The sequence below is a fragment of the Luteolibacter flavescens genome (assembly GCF_025950085.1).
Classification (GTDB): Bacteria; Verrucomicrobiota; Verrucomicrobiia; order Verrucomicrobiales; family Akkermansiaceae; genus Haloferula; species Haloferula flavescens.
This window is the reverse complement of sequence record NZ_JAPDDS010000010.1, coordinates 161,597-185,797: the sequence shown is the minus strand read 5'-3', so window position 1 is coordinate 185,797 and position 24,201 is coordinate 161,597. Positions and strand designations below refer to the sequence as shown.

The following is a 24,201-nucleotide window of genomic DNA, read 5'->3' as shown; positions in this document are numbered from 1 at the left end:
GGAACCACCGGAGACAGTCGCCTTTGCCCTTGCGGCAGGGGGCCATCCCCCGGCTAGCTGGGCGGCGTGATCCGCACGCTGCGCGCCGTCGATTTCCGCTGCTTTTCCAGCCTCGCGCTGGAGATCCCGGAGGGTGGTGCGCTTTTCACCGGGGACAATGCCCAGGGAAAAACCTCGATCCTGGAGGCTGTCTGCGTGCTGGTCCGCCTGCACTCGCCGCGCACGCGGAAGCTGCCCGCAATGTGCCGCATGGGCGGGGCTGGGGGCTTCGGCATCGCCGGCGAGGCCTGGGAACAGGAGCGCCGGGTGCGCTGGCAGCGGGCATTCGACCTCACCGTGGATGGCGAATCCCGGGAGAGCGGAGGCGGCTACCTCGCGGATGGCGGACTGATCGTCTGGATGGGGAATGAGGACCTGGAGCTCGTCCGCGGCTCGGCGGAGACGCGCCGGCATTACCTCGACTTCATCGGCTCGCAGGTCGAGCCCGGCTACCGCACCGCACTGGCCCGCTACCGCCGCGCGCTGAAGGCGAAGAATCTCCTGCTGAAGGACCCGCGTCCCCGTGAGGACGAGATCCGCTCCTACGAGGAGGTCATGATTTCCGAGGGCACGCTGCTCGTCGAGGCCCGCACGCGGCTGGTGGATCTCATTTCGCCTCGGGCCGCCATTTCGCAGCGCGAGGTGAGCGGAAAGGACGAGGTGCTCGGCTTGGAATATCGTCCTGCGGGCGGGCACGACCTGCGGCTCGCGCTGGAGCAGGCCCGCGAGCGGGAGCGGCGGCAGCGCCAGAGCTTCGTCGGCCCGCATCGGGACGACCTGCTGCTGTCCATCAATGGCCTGCCCGCCGGTGAATTCGCCAGCGAGGGCCAGCAACGCACGCTCGCGCTTGCGCTGAAGCTCGCCCAAGGCGAAGCCCTCGCCGCCGTGCGTGGCAACCTCCCGGTCTATCTCATCGACGACGTCTTCGGCGAACTCGATCCCGGCCGCCGGAATGCCGTCATGCGCGTGCTACCCGCAGCCGCGCAAAAGTGGATCACCACCACGCACCTCGGGTGGCTGGATGAATCGGCAGCCTTGGGGGAAATGGCCCGCTTTGCCGTGAAAGCGGGCCACATTGCCACCGCCTGATCAGCGGGGAATCACCAGCGCCTGGCCCGGGCGGATCATCGCGCCCTTCACGCCGTTCGCCTTCTGGATGGCTCCGACGCTCGTGCCGTAGCGCTTGGCAATGTTGTAGAGATTGTCACCCGAGCGCACGGTGTGGCGCGTGGACTTCGGCTTCACCACGACCTGCTTCTTGACGGATGCCTTCGGGGTATTCTTCGCCACGGTGGTCGGGGCCTTGGCCTTCGGCGTCACCTTCGCGACGGCGGTGGAAGGCTTCGGCTTCGGGGTGGTCACGGACGGGGTCGGCTTCTTGAAGACGACCGGGGTCGAGCTGTTGGAAAGCGCCGGCTTTGGCGTCTCGTTCACCGCGATCATCGACGGCGAGATCGGGATGTCGGTCGCGGCCGGGCGATCCGGCTGGGCCTCGGCCACTTGGGTGTTGCCCTTCCGCCAGGCGGAAGGATTGTCAGCCCAGGCCTCGATGTAGTTGCCGCGGCTGTCGAAGGGGCCGGTGCCCGCTGGGTTGTTACTGGCCAGAGGGCCGGTTCCACTGGAGCAGGCGGCGAGGAAAAGGGAAAGGGATGCTGCGGGAAGGAGAAGCCAGCGCGATTGCATGGGCCGCACTATGAGGGTTTCGCTCCGCTTGGCAAAGCTTGATTATTCAGTGTTAGAGCCCGGTGGAAATCCGGCCGCGGCGGGATTCCCGCTGCTCCCCATTTTTGGGGAAGGGGCGATTCGGGGCAGACTCGGCCAAGCGTGGCTGACAGGATTGGCGAAATACATGCAATTTCCCGGCTCGTGGCAGTTGTATTTCTAAGCGTCCCTTCCCAGTCCCGTCATGCTTCGTCCCCTCGCCATTGTCCTTACGATCTCCTGCACCTGCCTCACGGCTCAGGAGCGCAGCCCGGTGGTGGCGACGAGGGACGAGCCGGTGAAGGCGGAGAAGCAGGCCGACGGGCGTTGGTTCATCGACTTCGGCAAGGCGACCTTTGGCACGGTGGAGATCACTTCGCCGGATGCCAGGGCGGGCACGAAAATCTCGGTCCACATGGGCGAGGCGTTGGCCGGGCCATCCACGCTGAATCGGAAGCCATCCGGCACGGTGCGATATCAAGGTGGCGACGTTGTTTTGAAGGCGCGCACGGCGGTGCAGCCCGAGCTTTCCTGGAAGCCTCCGGGCTGGATGAAGGAAGGCTGGCTCAGCTTGCCAAAAGGGGCGCCGGAGATGATGCCATTCCGTTACGTGGAGATCGAAGGCGCTCCGCCATCGTTCTCCGCCGACCAGATCAAGCGAGTCTCGTGGGCCGTGCCCTTCGATGAAAAGGCGTCCGCATTCCAGTCCTCCAGCCCGCAGCTCGATGCCGTGTGGGACCTGTGCAAGCACAGCATCAAGGCCACCACCTTCATGGGCCTGTATGTGGATGGCGACCGCGAGCGGAAGCCCTACGAGGCGGACGTGCTGATCAACCAGCTCGGCCACTACTGCCTCGATGCCCGCTACGACACCGCGCGCCTGACCCACGAGTATCTGCTGGAGAAGCCGACGTGGCCCACCGAGTGGCGGCTGCAGTCGGTGATCCTCGCGTGGCACGACTTCCTCTGGTCCGGCGACGATCGCTCGCTGCGGAAGCACTATGAGACGCTGAAGGGCCGCGCGATGATCGAGCGCCGGACTGCCGACGGATTGTTCGAGGGGTGGAATCAGGGTGAGATCACCGACATCGTCGATTGGCCCGCGGGCGAGCGCGATGGCTATGACATGTCGCCGACGGTGAAGATCGTGGTCACCGCCTTCCACTATCGTTCGCTGGTGCTGCTTGAGAAAATCGCGACGCACCTCGGCAAGGATGCCGATGCGAGGGAATTCGCAGCGATGGCGAAGGCGACGCACCTGGCGGTGAACGAGAAGCTCTGGGATGAGGGCCAGGGTTGCTACATCGACGGGCTCGATCCGAAGTCCGGCAACCGTAGTAGCCACGCCTCCGCGCATGCGAATTTCTTCCCGCTGGCACTCGGGCTGGTGCCGGAGGATCGCGTCGCATCCGTGGCCGCCTTCCTGAAGCTGAAAGGGATGACGTGCAGCGTCTATGGAGCGCAATTCCTGCTGGAGGGGCTCTACGAAGCAGGCGAGGGGGACTTCGCACTGGCGCTGCTGACATCGAGCGACATGCGCTCGTGGCGGAACATGAGCGAGAAGGTGGGATCGACCATGACGCTTGAGGCGTGGGACCCTTCGCTGAAGCCGAATCTCGACTGGAACCACGCGTGGGGTGCCGCGCCATCAAATCTGATCCCGCGCGGTCTAATGGGAATCGAGCCGCTGGAGCCCGGCTTCAAGCGCTTCCGCGTGCGACCGCAGACGGGCGGGCTGGAGGAGGCGAAGCTGAAGCTGCCAACTCCGAAGGGGCCGGTCATTCTGGAGCTGAAGGGAAAGGATGCGTCGGCGTGGTCGGCGAAGCTGGTCGTGCCCGCTGGCACGGCGGCGGAGTTTCATCTCCCTCATCCTGGCGAGGCGGCGCTCACCTCGGCGGGCAAGACCGCACCGACGCGCGTGCTCCGCAAGGAGCGAGGCCGGACGGTGCTGGGCATCGGCCCGGGGAGTTGGGAGATATCATTGAAGAAGTGATGCCTCGGAATTGTCCGGATGACTCATGGCGAGCGCTCGCAATGGCGCGGCTGCCATGATAGACCTGCCTCGTGATCCTCCGCGCGCTACTTTCGCTTTGCCTGGCATTGCCCGGTGTGGCTCAGGAGTTTTCGCCGAATGTGCCGGACGCCCACACGCTGCACCTGTGGCAATTCGATGAGGACGGCGCGCCCTTCGCGGATGCCGGTGCCTACCCGCATCCGATGGAGGGCCTGCTGAACGGAGCCTCTGCCGCACACTCATCGCTGCCGGGACTCGGCAAGGCCATGTCCTTCCATGCGAATGCTGGCGGAGAGCCCGGTGCTCCGGATCTCCGTGGCGCGATCCTGCTCGCGCGACCTCACATCGACAGCGGTCCGCGGGACAATGCTCCCGAGGACTTCCGCTACTTCGGGCCGGACGGTGCCTTCACCTACGAGGCCATCGTGAGGTTCGACATCCTGCCCCACGAGGCGGGCGTCGTGGCCTGCGGGCTGATCTCGATGGACGGGGATGGCGACGACCGCAGCTTCAACTTCCGCATCGAGAAGGAAGGCTTCCTGTCCTTCATCCCACTGCCACACGGCGGGGCGGGGGGCTTGGCGCTTGCCACCATCCCAACCAGCGGCCCGCATGCGATCGATACGACGCATTGGTTCCACGCCGCCGTTTCCTACGATGGCAATGAAGGCGTGCCGAACAACCTGAAGCTCTACTGGACGAAGCTGGGCCCGGATCTAACAGAAGCGAACCGCATCGGCAGCGGCACCTTGTCCACGGGCTTCTCGGGCGGCACCGGAGACTTCGCGATCGGGAACGAGGCCCGTGCCTTCGATGGCAATGCGGAGGCCGAACCATTCCCCGGCTTGATCGATGAAGTCCGCATCAGCGGCGTGGCGCGGCATCCCAGCGACTTCTTTTTCGTCGATCCATCCAGCCGCATCAGCCCGGAGCTGGTGGTCGAGCATCGCAGCGACGAGGCACATCGTCCCGACTCCCGGTTGCGCCTGGAGGAGGTGCTGGTCGATTCCTCGCCCGAGATGTTTCCCGCGGCCAATGGTGGTGCGCTGGTCCTTCCTCCGGGGCTGCACCGTCTCGACTTCGACTTCGGCTTTGGCCCGGACAATCCCGGCGGAGCGATCAAGCTGCGCTGCCAGCTCGAAGGCATCGACGACCGTTGGCAAGAGACCGAGCGCGGGATGGGCCTCGTATGCCAAGCGCTCGACAAGGACGGTCGCGTGATCTCGCAGAGCCGCTTTCCATTCATCGGCACCAGCGATGGCTGGGAAACCACGCTGGAGGACTCAGCCATGATCCGCCGCGTCGAGCCGGTCTATATCCCGGAGGATGCGGTATCGCTGCGGCTGTCGCTCAATTCCGGATCGCCGGATACCACCGGCTTCGTGACGCTGGACCGTCTCGCACTGACCTTGCCCGGGGAGCCGGATACGTCGCTGTGGAAGAATGGCAGCGTGGAGCTGAATGAGACCACCGCACGGGCCGCGGGCGTGCCGGTGGGCTGGCACCGCGATGGCAGCGACCCGGCCATCGCGCGCGTGGTCTTCAGGTCCGGGGCGGGATCGCTCGCCCTTGTGGATGGCGACCAGCAGCGGCATGGCGAATGGTCCTCGGTGCAGCCGATTTCCCCCGGTGCGGGCGGCGTCTTCGTGCTCTCATGGCAGGAGGCCTACAATGTGAGCAGCGGCAGTCTCCATCGCGCGACCTATGTGAATGTCCCGCCGGGAAACTACACTTTCCGCGTTGTCGGGTTGGCGGGGGAGAATGATCCGCTTGGCGACGGCATCTCGCTGCCCATCGTGATCGAGCCGCCCTTCTGGCGACGCTCGTGGTTCGGGCCGGTGCTTGCGGCGGGGCTGGTTGCACTGGTGGCGGCAGGCGTTGTCGCGCGGCTGCGCCTGATGGCAAAGCGTCGCGTCGAGCTGCTGCGCTCCCAGAATGCCCTCGAGCGCGATCGCATCCGCATCGCCCGGGATCTCCACGACGACCTGGGTACTAGGGTCACCGTACTGAACATGACCGCAGCCCTCGCCAGGCGGGACATCGACATCGATCCCGCGAAGGCGCACCGCCATCTCGACAAGATGACCGATGCCGCGCGTGAGATGGTGGTGGCGCTGGACGATCTGGTCTGGGCGGTCGATCCCGCGCACGACACGCTCGATCATCTGGCCTCCCATCTGACGAGGCTCGCGGAGGAGATGTTCCGGGATTCCCCGGTGCGCTGTCGGCTGGAAATCCCGTCCACTTTGCCTGCCCGGCCGCTGGGTGCGGAGTTCCGGCATCATCTTTCGCTCGCGGTGAAGGAGTCGCTTCACAATGTCCTCCAGCATGCCGGTGCCTGCGAGGTCTTCCTGTCGATGGAGTGCGACGACGACAGGATCACGATCACCATCCGCGACACCGGCTGCGGCTTCGATCCGAAGGCGGATAGGGGAGGTCGCGGCCTCGGCAATACGCCGGCACGCATCCGTGAAATCGGCGGCAGCTACGCGATTGACTCGTCACCGAGCCGCGGCACTTGTATCGTCATCATCTGCCGGCTCCCGAAAACCCCGACCTGACCCATGGACCCCGAGATTCACACCGTCGCCCTCGTCGAGGACGATGAACTCCTGCGTGAAAGCCTGGCCGAGATCCTCGCCGCGTCGCCGAAGTGGCAACTCACAGGAGTTTATCCCGACGCCGAGTCCGCGATCGAGGGGATGTCCTCCGTTTGCCCGGAAGTCGTGCTGATGGATATCCAGCTCCCCGGTAGGTCCGGCATCGCCTGTGTGGCGAAGCTGAAGGAACTGCACCCCGACGCGCAGGTGCTGATGGTGACGGTCTATGACAACAACGACCGCATCTTCAACGCGCTCTCCGCCGGAGCCTCGGGCTACCTGCTGAAACGCGACGCCCCGCTGAAGCTGCTCGATTCGCTCGATGAGCTCCTTTCCGGTGGCTCGCCGATGTCCGGGGCGATCGCTCGAAAGGTGGTGCAGCACTTCCAGGCCACGCCACCCTCGAAGAACGAGAACCACAACCTGACCCCGCGCGAGAAGCAGATCCTGGAGCTGCTGGTGAAGGGCGGGCTCTACAAGGAAATCGCATGGGACCTCGGCATCGGCGTGGAGACCGTGCGCACCCACCTTCACAATATCTATGCGAAGCTCCACGTCCGCACCCGCACCGAGGCTGTGGTGAAGTATCTCGGCCGGAACGTCTGACCGGTCACTCCGCGACGATGCGGAGTTGCAGCTCGATCATGTCGTTCACGAGATGGCCGCCGAGGTGGTGGAACCACTTGCCGGAGCCGTAGAGCACCTTCCAGAGCGTGCGGTCGAAGGCGAGCGTCGCCTGTGCCGCGGCCTTGCCGTCGGGTGTGACCCCGGCGCTGGCGAGGAAGTCGAGCGGTGCTGTCGTGTCCTTCAGAGTGAGCTGTCCGTGCACGTGAAGATTCGGCGCGCCGGCCCCGGCTCCCTCCATCGGTTCCGAGCCGGTGATCTCGAAGCGAGCCTCGGGATACAGCCCGGTATCGAAGAAATCGTGGTCGCACAGGTGACGGATCAACACGTCGTGCAGGGTGTTTCCCGCGAGGTCGTGGCAAGTGATGTCCGTCATGGCGATGACGAAGCTCCCTCCGGCGAGGCGGCCATCCTCGATGATGATTTCGCCCGATTTCAGGCCGATGCGACCGGTGTGATGATTGAGCAGATTGCGGCCGGTCCACTGGATGCGGCTCTCGGCGAGATCGATGCGATAGCGTCCGTCGAAAAGCACCGGAGCCGGTGCCGCGGGGCTCTCCTCGACCGGCATGCTGGCGTCACGCCATCCCGCGATCCCTCCGCTCAATTCCTGCACGGAAGTATAGCCGAGGCGGAGCAGCTTCTCCGCAGCCATGCGGCTTTCCATGCTCCCGTCTCCCGCGCCATAGAGGCAGACCGGCGCGGAGAGGTCCGGTGCCACCGCGGGCATGCGTTCGGTGAAGGCGACTTCGAAGACGCAGTTGTTCAGCGCGCCCGGGATCTTGCAGCAGCGGAAGTCGTCATCGAGACGAACATCGATCACCACTGGCGGACGGATGCCATTCAGGAGTCCGGCCAGCGTGGCCGGTGTGAGTTGCGGGATTCTCATGGGAAGCGCCGTGACGCTACCACATGTCGCCGCGATTGCGAAGTTCGTCGAAGTCCGGCTCGTAAAGATTGAACTCGATGCGGGTGAAAGCCTTTTGCTCGAAGCTCGCCTTGCCAAAGGCCTGCGCGCTGCCCTCCAGCTTGCCATTCGCCGCGCCTTCCAGCTTGAAGGTGATGCAACTTCCGTCGGGGAACCACGCGCGCACGTCGCCATTGTAGCGCTTCGGCACCTGATAGAGATCCCAGTTCTCCCGCTGCTCCTTCGTGTGCAGCGCGAAGGTGCGGAGGCGGGACACCGGCAGGCTCACGTCGCCGAAGGATGTCTTCAGCTTCACCTTGCCCTCGGCGATGCCGAGCATTTCACCGGCGATCTGGTCGTTGTTGCGGAGGCGGATGCGGGTGGGGTCGGCGGGAGCTTCCGCTTCCGGCTGGGGAATGATCTCCTCCTCCATGAAGCCGTCGTCCTGCTCCGGCGGCTTGCCCTCCAGCTCACCGTTCCACGCGGTCACCTCGATGCGCGAGACGCGGAGTTGCACACTGTCCTGCGTGCTGAAATGCATGCCACCGCCGGAGATGCCGGCATCGGGCTCGGGGTCCGTCCAGTCCTGGACGACGCGGCCGTTTACCAGCAGGCGGATCAGCCCTGATTTCCGGTCCACGAGGATTTCGAACCGGCACCGCTCCTTGTTCAGGAGTTCGGGCACGTTGGCAAAGCCGGGAAGCGAGTTGCTGCCGGACTTGCCATCCTTTGCCCAGCGCTTGTGGAGCTGGATGTAGCGGCCGCCCTGGACGATCAGCTCGTAGGCATTGTTCGGGCTCGTTCCCGCGATGTCGTCCGAGTAGAAGAGGAAGTTGAAGCGCGGATTCGATCTCCACGAGAGGTCGAAGGCGAAGCGTGTCTTGGTCGGGAGCTTGAGATTTCTCGCGATGCTGCCGGCTCCCTTTGCCCGCAGCCAGCCGCGCTCGAAGCTCCAGATGCCGGGGTCGCTCTGCGTCCAGCCCTGCAGGCTGTCCGGTCCGCTGTAAACGAGATCAATGCGGTCCTTGATCTCCAGCTTGTCCACCATCACCCGGCGGAAAGTCATCTCGCCAGCATACCAGGTGCGGAGCTTGATGGACTGCTCGTCGATCCCGGTCAGTTCGCCGCTAAGGACGTCGCCATTCGTGAGCGTGAGCGTGGCGATGTGGTCTCCCTTTGAATCCCCGCGGTTCACCGGAAGGCTGACCTCCACGACCTTCTCCAGACGCAGGGGCACGGGGACCGCGAGGAAATCGGCTTCGAACTGGAGACGATCCACCTCCACGCCGAGCAGCGAGCCGCGGATGCGGCTGCCATCGACGCAGATGATCTCCGTCTCCTGGGCAGCGAGTGGCAGGCAGCTTGCCAGGAGCAGCAGTGCGGCGGCGGGTTTCATGATGATCATTCTTCCTCCTCCGGTTGTGCCTCGGCTTCTTCTTCCTTCACCTTGGGCTTCTCCGCTTTCCGCTGCAGGTTTGCCACGGCATCGCGACGGATCACCATTTCGCCGAGCAGGGGATGCTTGGCCACGATCTGGTCGCCATTGAAGGTGCAGCCACTCACTCCCAGGTAGCCCCGTCCACGGAGACCGAGGGTTAGGGGTGTCTTGGCTGCATCGCTTTCCGTTCCATCCGGCCGGGCGAAGAACATCGTGGAGATCTCATCCAGCGGTAGCTCGACCGCCTCGGGATGATGCGGTCCCTTGTATTGGACGGAGCGACCTTCTCCCGTGTTGGTCATTGAAAGGATCTTCCCCGTGCCCCGGTCGGAGCTGCGGGTGATGAGGACGTCGCGGGTGGTGTCGCCGCGCTCCTCGCTCCCGTGGCGGGTGGCAGAGGGGTCCCACTCGCGGACCTCGATGCGGGAGACGGTCTGCATGTCATCCCCTCCGATGAGGCTGCGGAACATGATGCCCTGCCCGCCAGGTGCGGTCTTCGCCGGGTCCTTGTATTTCCCGACTTCCTCGCCATCGAGCAGGATGTGGACCTCGCCAACGTGGCGGTCCACCAGCAGTTCCACCTCCACGGCGGACTTCTGCTGCTCCGGGCTGTCGCGGGGAATCGAGGCCATCGAGTAGAAGGCGCCATTGTTGCCGATCGCGTCCTGCCGCTTCAGCTCGAAGCCGTTCGAGTTGAGCTGGATGTAGTAGCGGTTCGCCTTGCCCGTGGTCTCGAAGCTGTCGCAGGCGAAGTAGGCTTGGATATTCGGAGCGTTCCGCCAGGTGAGGCGGAATTTCACGGCGAACGAGCCGGGGATATCGAACTCGCGGAAAACGGTGCCGTTCGAGTCAGCGGCGAAGCGGTTGGTGTCGTAGCGCCAGCCGTTCTTGATGGTCCACCCGGCATCGCTCTCCGGACCCTGGTAGATGATCTTGCGGGGGCGCATCCCGAGTTGCACCGTGCCGACGGATTCCCGCGGGATGCGCAGCTCGCCGGCGAAGTCCGTGCGGACCGTCACCGAGCTGTCATCGATGGCGCTGAGGTCCCCGGGAAATTGATCGCCATTCGCGAGCGTCAGCATGCAATCGTGCTGGTCCTCCCGCGGGCTGGTGTCCGTGAAGACCACCCGGCGCAGACGGTCGGCACGGACTTGGAATGGCTCGAATGCGAGATCGCTCTGGAGCAGCACTTGTCCGCTGTCCGACAGCGCGGTCACGGTGCCATTCAGCCGCGAGTCATCGGAAAGGATCACCTCGTCCGCAAGGGCGGGCAGGAGCAGGAGCGCGAGGATGGATGCTGAGCGGATCACGAAAAGGGGAGGGAGGTCGTTACGGTTCGTCGTCCCAGTCGTCAAGAAAGCCGCCACCAGTCTGAAACTCAAGGATGACAGCAGGGGAGAGATCGAGATCGATCTTTCCGGCGAGGGTGGACTCAAGCTGGATCCGGCCATTCGCCGAGGCGAGCGGCACCCCGCTGACACGGCCCACGGGTTGCAGATGGACCGCGATTTCCGAGGACGCGGCCTCTTCCACCTTGCGGCGCTGGTCGCGGGCGAAGTGGATCTCGGCGACCTCATTCATCGGCACCTTGAGCGGGCCGTAGCTGGCATCGATCTCCATGACCCCGTTGCGGATGGCGATCACCTGCCCCGAGAAACGGTCGGTGCCGTTTGAAAGCAGTGCGATGTCCCGGTGATCGCTCTCCATGCTACGGGCAGAGTCGGTCATGCCATTCCACTCCGCCAGGATGATGTCCGAGACGCGTACCGCGGCGGAAGTCCCCGGGACCATGAAGCCGATCCCGCCGCCGGGTGCCTGATAGGAACCCTGGCCTTCCGCCTTGGCCTCCCCGGCGATGCGACCGGCATCCTCGGAGACATTCCACTGCACTACGAACTCCCCATCGACGTGAACGGTGATGGTGCCGTGCTTGCGGTCGCAACGGATCTCGAAGATCGCCTCGCCGGTGTCCGGCAGACGCACGGAGGTGGTGCCATTCCGCACCCGCTCGGTCTGTGGCTGGCCCTCGTCATTGAACCAAGTCCGCTGGAGATAGGGATAGCCGGATTGGAAATTGATCACGTAGCTGGTGCCGAAAAGCCGGGCAAGCTGCTGCATGCCGCCGAAGTTCAGCCGCGGTTGCTCTTCCTCTTCACCGTCCTTCTTGTCCTTCGGAGCCGGGGTTTCGAGGTCCGCATGAAATGCCACGGAAAGGCTCGGGCGGCTGCGCCAGCCGAGCTTGAAGCGGAGCAGGGCTTGGTCCGGAAGATTCGCATCCAGCGTGATCGCGTCCGTTGCGCCGCCCTTCGAATACCACGAGGCGCCCGTGTGGACCCACGATGGCTTGCCCGCCTCTTCCTCGTCCGCCTTCGGGGTGAGAGGGGCGCGCAGGTTTCCGGCGAAGGGATCAGGCTCCGCGGCAGGTCCGTCCAGATGGACGACATTCCAGCCCTTCTCATCGAAGGGACCGGCATAGAGCAGGCGGCCGCCAAAGGGATTTGGCGAGATCACCGCGACGGCGTCCCGCGGCAGCACCATGGTGCCCGCCGAGGTGGTATCGATCGTCACCGTCTTGTCATCCGCCGCGACGACCTTGCCGGGGAACCGGTCGCCATTGACCAGGGTCACATGGCAGGGGTCGGACATCGCCGAGAGGGGATGCGCATTCCGCAGCACCACCTGCCGGACCTTGTCCCGCTGGAAGGGCATCGGCGTCGCCACGTCAGGGCGCGTCCACGTGATCACGCCGCCCGAGTCCATGCCGGAGAAGCGGCCGTCGATCTGGTTGCCATTCGTGAAGCGCAGCAGATCGGTAGCGGGCACGGCTTCCTCCGCGGCCAGCGGCGCGGCGAACAGGGCGGCGATGACGAGGGGTCGGATCATTTCTCGTAGATCGGCAGGAATCGGTAGTTCAGTGCGAGCGAGAGCAGGGAACCGGCGGTATTGAAGGACTGGCCCTTGTTCCCCGGCCACGAGCCATCCCGCGACTGGATGGTGGAAAGGTAGCGGATATTCTGCGCATTCCAATCATTCCACGTCTCCGGCTCGGCGTGGAAGAGCGCCTGTGACATGTAATACTCGAAGTAGTACGGGTAGTGACGGTCGCGGTAGTTCAGGTTCTTCTTGAGATAGTCCAGGGACGACTGGAAGCCCTTGCCTTCCTTGTCCTTCGCGAGGGCGAGGCACAGCACGCCGATCGCGGTGAGCGTCGGCTTCGGGCCGCTGGCGGAGGTGTAGCCGTAGCCACCGTCGCTGCCGCGGCAGCGCGCCATGTAGGCCAGGCCGCTCTTCAGTGCTTCTTCCGGGACGGGCAGGCCCGCATTTCTCGCGGCGTAGAGCGCGACAAGCTGGCAGCCGGAAACGGTGGTGTCGGAATCCGTGCTGTCCGGTGTGTAGCGCCACGCCTTCGAGTTGTTCCGCTTCTGCGCGCTCAGGATGAGTTCGACGGATTTCTGCAGGGCAGGGGCGATCTTCGGATTCTCGACGCATCCATAGGCCTCGGCCAGCGCGAGCGTGGCGAAGCCGTGGTTGTACATGCTGTTGCCGATGTAGCCGTTGGTCGAGTTCTGCTGGGAGAGTAGATAGTCGATGCCCTTCGAGATGTTCTTCGCATAGGGCCCGTGGTTCGGGTCCTCTCCATGGGCGAGGAAGGCGACCACGCACAGCGCGACCACGCCGGGCTCGCTGCCCATGCTATCGTCCCATGACCCGCGCGCGTTCTGGCTTTTCGCAAGGTAGGCCAGTCCCCGCTCGTACATCGCGTCCACCTGCGGCGGGATCGGATCGTCGGGACGGCGCGGCAAATTCTGGGCCACTACCGGCAATGCGGTGGCCATCATCAGAAGCGGAAAAATAAACCTCATTTCGCGAGTTTCTCGGCGGCGCGGTTGTAGGCGTCCAAGGCATCCTGGAACTCCCGTGGCAGGCCTTGGCCCGCCTTGCCGGAAGACTTTGGAACACGGCGTTCCTCGAATTTGGTGCCGGAGGTCCCGGCGTCGGCAGAGTTCGCGGAATCGGAGTTGCCCGTCTGGCCTTCACCGCCTTGATCGCCCGGCTTGTCGCCTTGCTGCGGATCGCCCGGTTTTTCCTGCGGCTTACCCTGCCCCATCATCTCCTGCATCATTTCGAGCATCGCCCCGCTGGCTTGGCCCTGCTGGTTGCCGGATTGCTTCTGGCGCTCTTTCGCCGCCTCGAAGATCTTTTCGATGACGTCCGTCTCGGCGGCGATGGTGATGCCGCCGGTGTCGAACTCGAGCAGGAGCGCGGACGCCTCGTCCATCGCCTCCTCGACGCCCTCTAGCAGCTCGATCACCTTGGGATTCGTCTGCTCGATGATGAGCTGCTGCACGTCGGCGGCGAGCTCGTCCTGGCGTTCGGAAAGCTTGTTCGCTCCTTCCTGATGCTCGGCGATCTTTGCCGCGAGATCCGCCTCTTCATCAGCGAGGCAAAGGACGGGCAGGGCGAGCAAAAGCGCGATGGTCGTTTTCATCATGGCTTGGCGGGTTGGGCCTCGTAGGAGCGGCGCAGGGTTTCCAGTGAGCGGGTGCGCGCGCGAATGTCCTGCTCCTGCTGGATCATCTTCATCACGCGCAGCATGAATTCGAAATCTTCGTCGGGGTCCTGGCCGCCGCTGTCGCCGCCGCCTTCACCACCACCGCCGTCTTCCTTCTCTCCTTCGAGCAGCTTCGCCCACTCGTTGAGCTTGGCGGCGGCCTTGCTCGATCCTTCCCAGGCGAGAGCACCCTGGTTGGCCTCCAGCACACGGCGGACGTCTTCGAGCTGCACGTCGATGCGTGACTCGGCCATCGCCTCCAGCACCTTGCGGTAGGCTTCCTTGTTCGTCCGGGCGTGGAAGTGGGAGAGGTCCTCCTGGATCCAGCGGACATCCGAGGTGGTGTTCGACTGCTGGCGGACGATGTCCACCAGCTTGCCGGAATCCGACGGGTCCAGCTCGCTCACCCGCATGCCGGCGGTGCGCTCGTAGAAGGAAGGCTCGATGACCGTGGTGGCGATGCCGGTCTCTTCGGTGGCAGCTTTCTTGAGGCGGTTGACGAAGGTGCTGGCCTCGAAGCGCTCGTTGGCGTCGTTGGCCTTGTCCACGGCGTCCTGCATTTTCTCCAGAGCTTCTTTTTGCTGCTCCACCGCCTCCTTCACGTCCTCCTTGGCCTTTTCCTCGGAGTTCTTCTGGTCCTGAGCGTCGCCGAGCTTCTTCTCGATCTCCGGCATGTCCTGCTGGGAAAGCTCCTTCATCGACTGCATGGCATCCGCCATCTTCTTCATCGTCTCCTTGTCGATGCTCTCGTTGCGGGCGCTGTCCTTGAAGAGCTTCTCCATCTTCTCGGCGAGGTCCTGCATGCGCTCGGTCTGTTGGCGCTCGGCCTCCTGCTGGGCCTGCAGCCGCTTCTGTGCGTCTTCCTCCTGGAGCTTCGCATCGTCCAGCATCTCAAGGCGCTGGTTTTCCTCGAAGAGATCGCGTTCGCGGCGGGCCAGGTCTTCCAGCTCGCTGATCGAGCGGTCGAACTGCGTCTTCAACATCTGGGCGTGCTCATCCAGCGTGAGGATGAAAAGCGTGACCGGCTCCGAGTAGGCCCGCGGGCGCCCCGGCAGATAGTCCTCCGCCCATGCGCGGAGGGTCAGCTTTTGCGGCACGATGTTGTGCGTTGCGGGGGAGAAGGCCACGTCACCCGACAGGCGATTGCTGGTCGGTCCGCCGTCCACGATTTTCATCTCGCCGGTAGCGGGAGTCTCGTCGGTGGCGCGGGTGAATTCACCCTTCCACTCCAGTCCAATCCGGCGGAGGCCGAAGTCGTCTTCAGAGGCCACTTGGAAATCGATGGTCTCGTCCGGCAGCATCGCGTGCTGGCGGGCTACTCCCTGGATATAGATGCCGGGAGCGCCATCGGGCAGCGAGTCGACGCGGACCTCGAAGCCGTCCTGACCGGCCAGGCCCAGCGTGTCGGTCCAGGAAATCGGCACCGTGAAACCATTCTCACCCAGCTCCAGCGGCGGGGTCTGCGCGGAGGTGCCGGAAATGCTCATCGTGCCGCCTTCGCCCACCACCGCCTGCTCGCGGGTAAGGGGGCCGTAGGTCGCTGACTTCAGATCGCGGGTGGCGTCCGCGGTGATGCTCACCTTGCTGCCCTGCACCGAGGTCAGCACGCCGGAGCCGAGATCGACCTCACGGGCGGGGAGCTGGAGGTAGTCCGGGTAGCTGACGTTTGCGAAGACCTTGCGGATCGCGGGCCGGAGATGGGGGATGATCTTGATCGAGTGCTTCGCGTCGCCGATCTCCACCTTGATCACACCCGGGTCCTGCTGGGCGGGGAAGTCGAAGTGGTAGCTCTTGTCCTCACGGATCGCCGCCACCGGGTCCTGCCGTCCGTAGCGGGCCGTGCCGTTTTCCGGGGTCCACTCGGAGTCCGCGCCCAGCGTCAGGCTCAGCCGGAATGCCTCGCCCTGTGGGACGGTCAACTCCACCGGCACGTTTTCCAGGGAGGTGAAGGTATAGCGCGGGGACGTGGAAAGCGGCATCAGCCAGCGCTTCAGCGAGCTCCATCCGGCCTTCGGTGCGAGCATGAAGCCACCTGCGGCCAGAGCGAATACGGACACCACGGCCAGCCCCCAGGTCTTGCTGCGGGAAGATGGAAGAGCCTCGTCCAGCTTCCGCCGCTCGGCCTCGGCCGCGACCTGCTCCATCGCCGCGGCACGCAGGCGGGGTGAGAGGGTGTCGGCGTTTTCCTTCTGGCCCTGCAGTTCCACCACGCCGAGAAGCCGGTCGCCAAGGCCTGGATACTTCTTGGCGATCAGGCGGGCAAGCTGGTTCTCCCGGCGGTGTCTCCACACCCAGCGGTGCAGCCAGAGGGGGGCGAAAATCGCGGCGAGCGAGGTGCCGCCGATCAGGATGCCGAGACGGACCGGACCGGGGGTCTGCCACACGCGGTCCAGCGCGAAGACGATGAGGAAGGACGCGACAAGGCCGAACAATCCGGCCAGCAGCGCCTCGGAGATCTTGTTTCTCCACAGGCGGCGGCGGAATTGGTCGAGCTGCCGCCGGAGGGATTCCGGGATCGGGATTTCCACCGGCGCTTTCGGTTCATCTGCCATGGATTCAGGCTGTAAACGTCGGTTGATTCATCGGCTTTACGAAACTCGCAGGATGAGACCCGGATTTCCAGCGGATTTCTCGCGGGAGGAAAGCGCCACCGGACGGGTCTTTCGTTCCCGTTCAGTCGCCACAATACGGGTTTCCAGCACGTTCCGCGCCGATCGTGGTGGCGGGACCGTGGCCGGGGAAGACCTTCGTATCCAATGGAAGAGCCAGAAGCTTCTCCCGAATTCCATCGATCAGCAACCTGCCGTCGCCACCCGGGAAGTCCGATCTCCCCAAGCCGCTGGCCATCAGCGTGTCGCCGGAAAAGAGCTCTCCTTGGTCCGGCAGGAAAAAGGTCACGCTGTCCGCGGAGTGACCCGGAACGTGGGCAAGATCGATGCGCAAGCCATCGATTTCCAATGACTTCCGGCCTTCCAGCACCTCATCGACGGTGAAAGGCTGGACGCGCACCTGCATCCCCAGATTCTGGAGCAGGGTCTCCAAGGTCAGCTCGGCCGAATGGGGTGAAAACGCATGCACTTTCACGCCCATCGCTGCCACCTCAGACGCATCGTCGATATGATCAATGTGCTGGTGGGTCAGCAGCAAGGCCGCGGGGACGATGTTTTTCGCCCTCAGCCATGCAGCGACTCCCATCGGGGCATCGACGAGGATGTAGGAATCTCCCGGGGTTTTCAGCAGATAACCATTTGTCTGGAAGAAACCACCGGTGAAGCGCTCAGGCATGGGACGGATCAAGCCCGCCCCATCCCGAGGTGTCAATCCGCCCACGAAAGCGGACGAGACAGTGGGCTCACTTCGACGCGCTGCCGTGCATCAGGTGGGCCTCCAGCTTGGCGATCGGCAGCTTCGTCAGGTCACCGGTCGAGGTGCTGGCGAGGGTCTTCCTTGCTTCCGCGGGGAGCGCTTTCTGGAGTGCGGGCAGGATGGTGGCGGGCGCCACGAGGTGCCAGCGGGGATTGCCTTCCTCCGCGACACGGTCGCCAATCTCCATCGCGATCCTCGCGAGCGCCTGCTTTTCGAGTTCCGTCTCCAAGCCGTGCATTTCCCCGAAGGACATCCCGCCCGCAAGACCCACTGGGCCGCTTTGCGGAGCGCGTCCTGCTTGGTCGGTCACGACCTTCGTGACGGACTGGGGTCGCAGTTCCACCCGGCTGTTCGGGATTTCGCTGAGATGGTCTTGTTGCCGCGGGTCGTCGCCCGCAGCCCGGAATGCCAGGGCTCGCACCCGGCCGAGATTGGAAAGGATGATAAGCGGTTCCATGATGATGGAATCGAGGTCCGATTCGATCAGACCATGGCCATACCCTCGCGATGGCGCAAGGAAGGATTGGCCGGAAGCCGGTGCCGCGAAGTGGGGCCGGAGGGCGGAAGTTCAAAGCTCCTGTTTGTCAAATCGCCGCCTGATGCAAAGATGGGGCAGATTTTGCTGCCACCATCCGCATGAGTTCCGGTTCCCGCTCGCTCCCCAGATTTTTCCTCGCCGCACTTTTTCATCCCTGGACGTGGCGCATGGCATGGCGGGACAGCCGGTCGCAGCGCGGGCGGCTGCTGATTTTCTCGCTGGCGATCGTCTCGGGCATCGCGGCGCTGACGGCGATCCACTCGCTGAAGGCCAGCGTGCAGACGGGCATCGAGACCCAGGCGAAGGCGCTGCTGGGCTCGGACTTGCAGATTTCCTCCCGCCAGCCGGTGTCCGCGGAAGACCTCACCCGCCTGAAAACGATGGCGCAGTCGGTCAGCCGGGAGACGTCCTTTCCCTCGATGCTGAAATTCCTTTCCGGCGGCGGCACCCGGATGGTGCAGGTGCGCGGGATCGAGGGCGGCTATCCCTACTACGGCGAGGTGGAGACAAATCCCGCCGGTGGCTGGCAGAAGCTGAAGGAGGGCCCCGGCATCCTGCTGGAGCCGGCGCTGCTGGACCAATTCGGCGCGAAGCCCGGTGACGAGGTCGAGCTGGGCGGCCTGCGCCTGCCCATCCTCGGCTCGGTGACGAAGCCCGCGCCAAAGAGCAGCCGCTTCAGCGGCTTCGCCCCGGAGGCCTACGTCCGGCTCGGCGATATCGAAGCCACCGGCCTGCTTTCGAAGAACAGCATGTCGAGCCACCAGGTGCATCTGGAGATCCCGGATGCAGCCGGGGACCTGAAGGAGACCATCCGGCAGGCTTTCCCCGATACCCCGTGGCGTCTGGAGACCCCGGCCGACCGCCGGGAAAACCTCGGCGACGCGCTGGAGCATTTCCAACGCTTCCTCGGCATCCTAGCCCTCGCGGCGCTGGTGCTCGGGGCGATCGGCGTGGCGGGCGCGGTGCATGCCCACGTGGTGCGCCGCGTTCCCACGGTGGCGATCTTGCGCTGCCTCGGTTGTCCGGGGCAGGTCGCCTTTGCGATCTACTTCGTGCAGGCAGCGGCGCTCGGGCTGCTGGGCGCGGTGGTCGGAGCCGGGCTGGGGATCATCCTGCAGACCGGGACGCTGTCATTCTTCGAGGGTGAGCTGCCGATCTCGGTGAAGGCGGCTCCGGAATGGGCGGTGGTCGCCCGCACGACTGCGGCGGGCTTTGCCGTGTGCTGCGGATTCGCCCTGCTGCCGCTGTTGAAAATCCGCCGCATTTCCCCGGCTGCCACGCTGCGGGGTGGGGCGACGCTGGAGGGGAATACCCTGCGGGCGCTCCCCGTGTATGCGCTGCTGCTGGGCCTGCTGGTGGTGCTGGCCCTGACCAATGACCCGGAGTGGAAGCGGGCGCTGTCGCTGGTGGGTGGTCTCGCCGTGGCCTTCGCGGTGCTCGTCGGCGTGGCGAAGCTGCTCATCGTCGTGACCCGGCGCTCGGTGAATTCCCGGATGCCCTACCTGCTGCGGCAGGGGCTTTCGAATCTCCATCGCCCCCGCAACCAGACCTTGCTCTTCCTGCTTTCGCTGGGGCTCGGCACCTTCCTGCTCGTGACGGTGCTGCTGACCGGCAGCCTGATCCGCGAGCGGATGAATCTCACGCAAAACGCGGAGAGCCCGAATCTCTACCTTATCGACGTGCAGCCGGACCAGGTGGCCGGGGTGCGCGAGACCGTGGAAAAGCAGGGCCTTCCCGTGCTGGAGAGCGCGCCGATGGTGACCATGCGCATCGAGGCGATCCGCGGCGTGGCCGTGCGCGATGTCCCCGGCTTGCCGCGATGGATTTCCCGTCGTGAATTCCGCTCGACCTATCGTGCCGAGATGAATGCCACCGAGACGCTCGTCGCGGGCGAGTGGCACTCCTCGATTCCGGACCCGGACCAGCCGGTGCCGCTGTCGCTTGAGGAAAAGATCGCCGGCGACATGAAGGTGGGGATCGGCGATGAACTGACTCTGGACGTGCAGGGCGTGCCAGTGAAGGCGCGCATCACCAGCCTGCGGAAGGTGGACTGGAGCCGCTTCAACCTGAACTTCTTCATGGTCTTCCCGCCGGGCGTGTTGGAGGACGCTCCGGGCTTCCACGTCGTCACCACCAAGACGCCGACTCAGGCCGCCTCCGGCGAATTGCAGCGGTCGCTGGTGGCCGACTTCGCGAACGTCACCGCCATCGACCTCACGCTCATCCTTGAGACGGTGCGCGATATCCTCTCGAAGATCTCGACGGTCGTTTCGGTGCTTGCCGGATTCACCGTGCTCGCAGGTCTTCCCATCGTCATCGGCACAATGCTCAATGGCCGCGACGTGCGACTGCGGGAAAGCGTGCTGCTGCGGACGCTCGGTGCCTCCGCGAAGCAGGTGCGGACCATCCTCGTGATCGAGTATGCCGCGCTCGGCGTGCTGTCCGCGTTGACCGGCGTCGTGCTGGCCGTCGTGGGAAATGCCGCGCTGGCGAAGTTCGTTTTCCAGGGATCTCCCTGGCCCGATCTCACGGTGGTCGCCGGGGCCTTCGTCGCGGCCACCGGCATCTCCGTCATCGGCGGCCTCGCCCTCAGTCGCGGCGTGTGTCACCACTCGCCGCTGGAAATCCTGAGGGGAGGGGCCTGACCCTCGCGGGTCATTCCGGCATGGCGGCGGTCACCCGGCCGAAGAGCCGGGGATCGCCATTGTGGACCGGCGGGATCTTCGCGGTCACGTGAAGGAGGTCGGTGCCTTCCACCGTGAACTCCACTCCATTGACCGTGCTGCTGATGTCGGGCACCGCTGCGGTCTGCCAGGCCTGGTTGTCGTCGCTATACTGCACCGCCACGGTGGCCGGTCCGCGGCTGGCGGGTCCCAGGCAATTGAAGGTGAGGGTCAGGGTGCCATCGGGATTTGCCACTCCGGTGGGCGCAAGCTGGAGGCCTCCGGAAAGCACGCTGTCGCCGCCGAGGAGCCAGACGAGGCCGTTGGCGACACCATCCTTGTCGGCATCTCCGGAGAAGCCGCGGTCTTCCATGGCCACGCCTTCTTGGCCGGAAATCCAGGCATCGTAGGATGCTCCGCTGCCTGCCTTCGTCACGCTCACGGCGCTGATGTTGTCCAGCCACGGATCGCCGCTCACCGCGGTGAAGCGGATGGAGAGGTTGCCGCCGTTCTCGATGGTTTTCGCGAGCGTGTGGAGCTGCCACGTGTCGTAACCCTGCGTGGTCGTGTCCACGACCATGTCATACACGGTGGTGCCCACGATGAACTCCGCCTTGAAGACGCCGCCCGGAGCAGTGGACAGGCCCGCGGAACCTCTGCCTGCGTAGAAGTTCATCGCCAGCGTGTCGCCCGCCTCCACCGTGGAGCCGAGGTCGCGGGTGATCGAGATCGTGTTCGCATTCATCAGCGCGAACCACACGCCGCCGCCGGGACTGGTGTGCGAGAGGTGGCGCGAATTCGTATCGGCCGCGCTGTTCTGTTGGTAGCCAGCCGCGGCAGTGGTTCCCGGATTCCAGCCGGGAGCGATGCGGGCCCACGAATTGGTGGTGAGGGTCCCCGTCGTCTCGAAGCTGCCGTTCTCCACCGGGATCAAGCGTACCGGCGAAACGATGAATGACCGTTGCATCGAGGTGAGCGTGGCATTGGCCGCACCTCGGTCCGTCACGGTGGCACGCAACTGATAGGAGCCATTCGCAAGCGCACCGAAGTTTGCCGTGTAGGGAGCCGCGGAGCTGCTGCCCGCGTCGGTCCATGCGCCGCCGTCGCGGCTGAGCTCGTAGCTGACCGTGTAGGGGCCGGTGCCGTTTGCCACGGTGGCGGTCGCCGTGACTTCGCTGCCGCTGAGGTAGCGCTGGCCTTCCGCTGGCCCGTCCAGCGTGACCGAGTAAACGGGAGCGGGGGTGATGGTGACGGCGCCGATGTTGTCCAGCCACGGGTCGCCGCTCACGGCGCTGAATTCGATGCCGAGCGGGCCGCCATTGGTGACGGTCTGGGTGATCGTGTAGGGCTGCCAGGCGTTGTTCGCCTGCAGGCTGGTGTTCACGGGGATCGTGTATTTCGTGGTGCCCACGACGAGGGAGGCGTTGAAGGTGCCGCCCGCCGCGGTGGATACGCCGGTCCTTCCGCGTCCGCCTTGGAATGTCACCGACACGGTGTCTCCGACACTGACCATCGTGTTCAGGCTCTGGCTGATCTTGCCAACATTCGCATTGATCAGCGCGAACCAGTTTCCGCCGTTCGCGCTGGTAGCGGACATGTGCGCGCTGGCCGGCGAGTTCAGGTTGTTCTGCTGATAGCCGTTCGCCACCACCCCCGGATTCCATGCCGGGGAGACACGCGCCCAGTTCTGGCCTTCGAGCTGCCCTGGGATTTCAAAGCTGCCATTTGGCACCGGCACCGTTGCGGCCCCTCCGACCGTGGTGAAGTAGAAGGTATAGTCCGTGGTGCTGGACGTGGCCGGGTCCGTCACGGAGAGCATCCAGTAGTAATTGGTGCCGGGCACCAGCGATGAAGGCAGCGGCCAGGTGGTGGCCGTGGTGCCTCCGGGCGGGGTGATCAGGTAGAGATTCGAGTGCGGGCGCGTGATGTCGTAGCGCGTGGCATCGCCGAAGCGCACCTCATAGGAAAGGTTGGAAGGCATCCCCGGGGTGGTCCAGGAGACCGTCTTCTGCGATGCCGAGGCATTCGCGCCCGCAGCAGGGGAGGGCATCACCGTGGCAGGAGCCTGCTTCACGAGCAGCACCCAGTCTTCCGCGTCCGGACGCGCGGGCAGGTTCCACTGGCCGTTGACCGGAGTCACGCCGCCGATCTTCGTGGTGGCACCTGTCCGGGGATCGAACCACGATGCTTCGTAGGTCGTGGCGGCCATGCCGCGGAGCGTGCCGGTGGTGGTGCCGCTGCCGAAGAAGTAGACCACGAAGGTCTTGTCCCCATCGGAGGAAAGAAGCGAACGGGCGGGCTCCACAAAAGCCGACCAGGCCGCATCGTCGAAGCGCGGCACGAGCTTCCACCACTCCAGCGAGGTGTAGAAGTTCCTCAGGTAGGTCATCTGCTGGCCGGCGGGTAGATTTGCCCCGGTATGCCAGTCCATGTAGCGGGCGGGCATCTGGTAGGCGGTGCCATAGTCGCCCAGGGCGTAGATGTCATTCCACACGCCCGCGGCACCGTAGCCATAGCCGCACATGCCCCACTGGAAGGCCTTGTAGCCCGCACCGCGCGCGCCCTTCGTGTCCGTCCAGAAATGATCGTAGGGTCCCTCGTAAAGCACCACCGGCTTGGCAGGGGTGCTGTTGTAGAAATTCCGCGGTCCTGTATGACCGCTGAGATCCCCCTGCATCTGCACCGGCCACCACTTGTGGTAGGGTTTGGCCGACCACGTCGAGCGCCTGGGATCGGACGCGATGCTTCCCATGTTCTCCATGTGCGCTCCGAGGGGATGGCCATAGCCGTCATGCTCCGTCATGCCCTGCGCTCCTGCGAACCACCGCTGGATGGTGGTCGCATTGAAAGCGCCATACATGTAGGGATCGATCTCCTGTGCCACGGTCCACAGGACCGGGTAGGCCCCGAAACGGGCCGCCCAGTAGCGACCGAGACGTCCCATGTAATCTTCCGTGAAGACCGGGTTCGCAGGGTCTTGTGCCCAGGTGATCCCCGCATGGGCATGCAGCAGGCCCTTGTCCGCGACGTAGGCGAACTTGCGGTCCATGTTTTCCAAGCCCGGCAGGTCTGCCGCGGTGAAGCCATCCGTGAAATCCGCATGCGGCTCCTCGGACGGGTCGTCGTGCGCTCCTTCTCCGTGGGGCACGTGGATGGACTCCGACTGGAAGACGGTGAATCCCTGATCCACGCGCTTGTCCACGGTGTATTTGAACTGCGACGGGACTCCCGGGACATTCGACGTCGAGAAGCGCTCATGGATGAAGATCCAGTGCGTGTCCCCGAGGTAGAAGAAGGGCGTGCCGTCCGCATACGTGAAGTAGCGCCCGCTCGGCGCGACCTTGACGAAGCCGCGTTGGTAAAGTGGCAGCGTGCCGGTGTAGGCATCGCACTGGACGCTGCGGGTGATGCCCTGCAGCCCGCTGTTTCCCGCGTCGGTGCAGGTGGTCGTCATGGTCCACTCGCCGGTGGCCGTCGGGGCGAAGCGCACCCGCCAGGTATTCCCTCCATCCCAGAAGGCCGGACGCGTGATGATCTGTCCGCCGGGTCCCGTGAAGGTCGCCGTCACCTCGACATCCTGGAAAGGGTCCGGGTAAGCGATGGCGCTGGTGAGCGGGATTTCCGCCACCCTCCATTGCTCGGCGGTGAAGTCCGCAGCTTCCAGTGCGCCGGTGAGCAGGGGAAGGGCTAGGCCGGAACCGAGGATGAAACTGAAACGAGGGCTGGTTGGGATCATGGAAGTGACCGAGAAGGACAGGA

At 64.8% G+C, this 24,201-nt stretch carries 16 protein-coding genes; 5 read left to right on the top strand and 11 right to left on the bottom strand.

Going from position 1 to position 24,201, the window contains the following annotated elements; translation table 11 throughout:
• Positions 1-66 precede the first annotated feature (66 nt).
• Positions 67-1,128 (top strand): DNA replication/repair protein RecF, encoded by a 1,062-nt coding sequence (gene recF / locus OKA04_RS17375; RefSeq protein ID WP_264502467.1) that lies wholly within the window; start codon positions 67-69, stop codon positions 1,126-1,128.
• On the opposite strand, the gene OKA04_RS17370 is transcribed toward recF, so the two are convergent.
• The gene (locus OKA04_RS17370; RefSeq protein WP_264502466.1) at positions 1,129-1,722 is read right to left on the bottom strand and encodes a LysM peptidoglycan-binding domain-containing protein; all 594 of its coding nucleotides are present in this window, start codon (positions 1,720-1,722) and stop codon (positions 1,129-1,131) included. It lies immediately after the preceding gene.
• A 223-nt stretch (positions 1,723-1,945) separates the two neighbouring features.
• Between OKA04_RS17370 and OKA04_RS17365 the strand changes: the two genes are divergently transcribed.
• From OKA04_RS17365 to OKA04_RS17355, 3 genes are all read left to right on the top strand, one after another.
• A complete protein-coding gene (locus OKA04_RS17365; protein ID WP_264502465.1) occupies positions 1,946-3,733 on the top strand; it encodes a family 78 glycoside hydrolase catalytic domain in 1,788 nt (595 codons plus the stop codon).
• A gap of 71 nt (positions 3,734-3,804) precedes the next feature.
• The gene (locus OKA04_RS17360; protein ID WP_264502464.1) at positions 3,805-6,315 is read left to right on the top strand and encodes a histidine kinase; all 2,511 of its coding nucleotides are present in this window, start codon (positions 3,805-3,807) and stop codon (positions 6,313-6,315) included.
• 3 nt (positions 6,316-6,318) lie between these two features.
• Positions 6,319-6,960, top strand: coding sequence for a response regulator (locus tag OKA04_RS17355; RefSeq protein ID WP_264502463.1), 642 nt, complete (start codon positions 6,319-6,321; stop codon positions 6,958-6,960).
• 4 nt (positions 6,961-6,964) lie between these two features.
• Here the strand turns inward: OKA04_RS17355 and OKA04_RS17350 are convergent, their stop codons facing one another.
• The 9 genes from OKA04_RS17350 to OKA04_RS17310 all read right to left on the bottom strand — a co-directional run bounded on the left by OKA04_RS17350 (position 6,965) and on the right by OKA04_RS17310 (position 17,698).
• On the bottom strand, positions 6,965-7,867 hold the full coding sequence (locus tag OKA04_RS17350) for a YceI family protein (RefSeq protein WP_264502462.1): 903 nt from the start codon (positions 7,865-7,867) through the stop codon (positions 6,965-6,967).
• Positions 7,868-7,883: 16 nt separating this feature from the next.
• Complete coding sequence (locus OKA04_RS17345) at positions 7,884-9,281, bottom strand: LamG domain-containing protein (RefSeq protein WP_264502461.1); 1,398 nt, start codon at positions 9,279-9,281, stop codon at positions 7,884-7,886.
• Between the two features lie 5 nt (positions 9,282-9,286).
• Positions 9,287-10,633 (bottom strand): hypothetical protein, encoded by a 1,347-nt coding sequence (locus OKA04_RS17340; RefSeq protein ID WP_264502460.1) that lies wholly within the window; start codon positions 10,631-10,633, stop codon positions 9,287-9,289.
• A 19-nt stretch (positions 10,634-10,652) separates the two neighbouring features.
• Positions 10,653-12,206: a hypothetical protein gene (locus OKA04_RS17335; RefSeq protein ID WP_264502459.1), complete on the bottom strand. Its 1,554-nt coding sequence runs from the start codon at positions 12,204-12,206 to the stop codon at positions 10,653-10,655.
• Positions 12,203-13,186 (bottom strand): prenyltransferase/squalene oxidase repeat-containing protein, encoded by a 984-nt coding sequence (locus tag OKA04_RS17330; protein ID WP_264502458.1) that lies wholly within the window; start codon positions 13,184-13,186, stop codon positions 12,203-12,205. The genes OKA04_RS17335 and OKA04_RS17330 overlap by 4 nt, the downstream gene beginning before the upstream one ends.
• A complete protein-coding gene (locus tag OKA04_RS17325; protein ID WP_264502457.1) occupies positions 13,183-13,815 on the bottom strand; it encodes a hypothetical protein in 633 nt (210 codons plus the stop codon). The genes OKA04_RS17330 and OKA04_RS17325 overlap by 4 nt, the downstream gene beginning before the upstream one ends.
• The gene (locus tag OKA04_RS17320; protein ID WP_264502456.1) at positions 13,812-16,427 is read right to left on the bottom strand and encodes a GtrA domain-containing protein; all 2,616 of its coding nucleotides are present in this window, start codon (positions 16,425-16,427) and stop codon (positions 13,812-13,814) included. Before OKA04_RS17320 ends, OKA04_RS17325 begins: the two co-directional genes overlap by 4 nt.
• 121 nt (positions 16,428-16,548) lie before the next feature.
• Entirely contained in the window at positions 16,549-17,160 is a 612-nt protein-coding gene (locus tag OKA04_RS17315) for an MBL fold metallo-hydrolase (protein ID WP_264502455.1), read from the bottom strand.
• Positions 17,161-17,227: 67 nt separating this feature from the next.
• Positions 17,228-17,698 carry a host attachment protein gene (locus OKA04_RS17310; RefSeq protein WP_264502454.1) on the bottom strand — a complete coding sequence of 157 codons (471 nt, stop codon included), beginning with the start codon at positions 17,696-17,698 and terminating at the stop codon, positions 17,228-17,230.
• 179 nt (positions 17,699-17,877) lie between these two features.
• Between OKA04_RS17310 and OKA04_RS17305 the strand changes: the two genes are divergently transcribed.
• On the top strand, positions 17,878-20,424 hold the full coding sequence (locus tag OKA04_RS17305; protein WP_264502453.1) for an ABC transporter permease: 2,547 nt from the start codon (positions 17,878-17,880) through the stop codon (positions 20,422-20,424).
• 10 nt (positions 20,425-20,434) lie between these two features.
• On the opposite strand, the gene OKA04_RS17300 is transcribed toward OKA04_RS17305, so the two are convergent.
• The gene (locus tag OKA04_RS17300; protein ID WP_264502452.1) at positions 20,435-24,178 is read right to left on the bottom strand and encodes an apiosidase-like domain-containing protein; all 3,744 of its coding nucleotides are present in this window, start codon (positions 24,176-24,178) and stop codon (positions 20,435-20,437) included.
• Between the last annotated feature and the right edge of the window lie 23 nt (positions 24,179-24,201).